Below are 2,656 nucleotides of genomic sequence, written 5' to 3' on the forward strand. Positions count from 1 at the left end.
CCCGGCCACCACACCCATCACCCACGCTTCACCCCCGAGCCCTCGGGCGGGCGGGCGAAAACCAAGGCCATGGCCGCACACGCACGGGCACTGCGCGTAGCCCTCCCGTCACAGGAACTTACGGGTTCCTTATTTCACCCACCTCGTGCTACAACAGGTCTACACCAATCAGTGGTGTAGACCACACGGTTGCTGCCCTCCCCTTTTCCCTTCCCGTCCCTGGCAGCACCGGTATGCACATGGAGGCACTATGAGCACCGCCAGCACCACGGCGGCCCCCGCGAAGAAGTGGGGATCCGGTCTGTTCCAGGGTCTGCAGAAGGTCGGCCGCAGCCTTCAGCTTCCGATCGCCGTGCTGCCGGCGGCGGGCATCCTGCTGCGGCTCGGCCAGCCGGACGTGTTCGGCGCCGACGGCCTCGGCTGGGACCGGGTCGCCTCGGTCTTCGCCACCGCCGGTGACGCGGTCTTCGCCAACCTGCCGCTGCTGTTCTGCGTGGGTATCGCCATCGGCTTCGCCAAGAAGGCCGACGGCTCCACCGCTCTCGCGGCCCTGGTGGGCTTCCTCGTCTACAAGAACGTGCTGACCGCGTTCCCGATCAGCGAGGCCAAGGTCACCAAGGGCGCGGACGTCGCCGCCACCTACAACGACCCCAAGGTCCTCGGCGGCATCGTGATGGGCCTCATAGCCGCCGTCACCTGGCAGCGCTTCCACCGCACCAAGCTCCCCGACTGGCTCGGCTTCTTCAACGGCCGCCGACTGGTCCCGATCCTGATGGCCTTCATCGGCACCGCCGTCGGCGTCTTCTTCGGTCTGGTCTGGGAGCCCATCGGTGAGGTCATCACCAACTTCGGCGAGTGGATGACCGGTCTTGGAGCGTTCGGCGCGGGCGTGTTCGGCGCGATCAACCGTGCGCTGCTGCCCGTGGGCATGCACCAGTTCGTCAACACCGTGGCCTGGCAGGAGATCGGCACCTTCACGGACGCCTCGGGTGCGGTGTGGCACGGTGACCTGCCGCGCTTCTTCCACGGCGACCCGACGGCGGGTCAGTTCATGACCGGCTTCTTCCCGATCATGATGTTCGCCCTCCCGGCCGCCGCCCTGGCGATCACGCACTGCGCCCGCCCCGAGCGCCGCAAGGTCGTCGGCGGCCTGATGGTCTCGCTGGCCCTGACCTCGTTCGTCACCGGCATCACCGAGCCGATCGAGTTCGCGTTCATGTTCATCGCGCCGGTCCTGTACGTGATCCACGCGCTGCTGACCGCCCTGTCGATGGCCGTCACCTGGGCCCTGGGCGCGCACCACGGCTTCAGCTTCTCGGCGGGTGCGATCGACTACTTCCTCAACTGGAACCTCGCCACCAAGCCCTGGCTGATCATCCCGGTCGGCCTGGTCTTCGCCGCGATCTACTACGTGACCTTCCGCTTCGCCATCATCCGCTTCAACCTCCCCACCCCGGGCCGCGAGCCCGAGGAGGAGGTCGAGGACCTGACCAAGGCGTAAGAGGCTGCGCCGTACGGATGGACAGCTGTACGGCGTGAAAAGGAAGGCCCCCCGGGACCAGGACAGGTGGTTCCGGGGGGCCTTCGGCATCCCAGCGTACGCGGTCCTGGATCTCCGCGGGAACGGACCCCGTACGACGACGGGGCGCCACCGGGTCTTCGGACTCTTCGGACTCGGATCTCTCAGATCTCGTACGACACCCGAGGCGTCGCCAGCTCGACCGGTCCGTCGTAGACCGCGCGCGCGTCCCGGAGGTTGACCTGGGGATCCGTCCACGGCGGGATGTGCGTGAGGACGAGGCGGCGGGCCCCGGCGCGGGCGGCCGTCTCGCCGGCTTCGCGGCCGTTGAGGTGGAGGTCCGGGATGTCCTCCTTGCCGTGGGTGAACGCGGCCTCGCACAGGAACAGGTCCGTGTCGCGGGCGAGTTCCTCCAGCGCGGGGCTGACACCCGTGTCACCGGAGTACGTCAGCACGCGGCCGCCGTGCTCGACGCGGATGCCGTACGCCTCCACGGGGTGGGCGACCCGCTCGGTGTGGACGGTGAAGGGGCCGATCTCGAAGGTGCCCGGTTTGACCGTGTGGAAGTCGAAGACCTCACTCATGGAGGAGGCGGACGGGGTGTCGGCGTACGCGGTGGTCAGGCGCTGCTCGGTGCCCTCGGGGCCGTAGACGGGGAGCGGGTCGCAGCGGCCGCCGTCGTGCCGGTAGTAGCGCGCGACGAAGTACGCGCACATGTCGATGCAGTGGTCGGCGTGCAGATGGCTGAGGAAGATCGCGTCGAGGTCGTAGAGACCGCAGTGGCGCTGCAGCTCGCCCAGGGCGCCGTTGCCCATGTCGAGGAGCAGCCGGAAGCCGTCGGCCTCGACGAGGTAGCTCGAGCAGGCCGATTCCGCGGACGGGAACGACCCCGAGCAGCCGACGACGGTGAGCTTCATAAGAGCTGGAACCTCCGCGCTGGCAGATGGTGGCCACAGATATTGGCGACGGGAAACGGGGGTCGTGCGGTCCGTCGAGCGTAAGGCGCAAAAGGGCCGGTCGCTCCTCCAGCAGGGGCTGTTGTGGGCGAACTCACCTGTGCTGTCACCGGTTCGGCTGGAAGTGGGGTGCGTGGGTGTGTCGCAGGGTGTTGCTCGCCCCCGCCGCCCCTACCCATCC

General features: G+C 68.3%; 2 protein-coding genes. One reads left to right on the top strand and one right to left on the bottom strand.

Features of this window, described 5'->3' with window-relative positions:
• Window positions 1-250: 250 nt before the first annotated feature.
• Window positions 251-1,501 carry a PTS transporter subunit EIIC gene (locus FNH04_RS44455; protein ID WP_152791911.1) on the top strand — a complete coding sequence of 417 codons (1,251 nt, stop codon included), beginning with the start codon at window positions 251-253 and terminating at the stop codon, window positions 1,499-1,501.
• A gap of 182 nt (window positions 1,502-1,683) precedes the next feature.
• Here the strand turns inward: FNH04_RS44455 and FNH04_RS44460 are convergent, their stop codons facing one another.
• On the bottom strand, window positions 1,684-2,436 hold the full coding sequence (locus FNH04_RS44460; protein WP_152791912.1) for an MBL fold metallo-hydrolase: 753 nt from the start codon (window positions 2,434-2,436) through the stop codon (window positions 1,684-1,686).
• Between the last annotated feature and the right edge of the window lie 220 nt (window positions 2,437-2,656).

Origin of the sequence: Streptomyces phyllanthi, assembly GCF_009377205.1 — a bacterium.
GTDB lineage: Bacteria > Actinomycetota > Actinomycetes > Streptomycetales > Streptomycetaceae > Streptomyces > Streptomyces phyllanthi.

Coding starts and splice junctions, on each gene's coding strand:
- FNH04_RS44455 (WP_152791911.1), top strand. CDS start 251: ATGAGCACCGCCAGCACCACGGCGGCCCCCGCGAAGAAGTGGGGATCC.
- FNH04_RS44460 (WP_152791912.1), bottom strand. CDS start 2,436: ATGAAGCTCACCGTCGTCGGCTGCTCGGGGTCGTTCCCGTCCGCGGAA.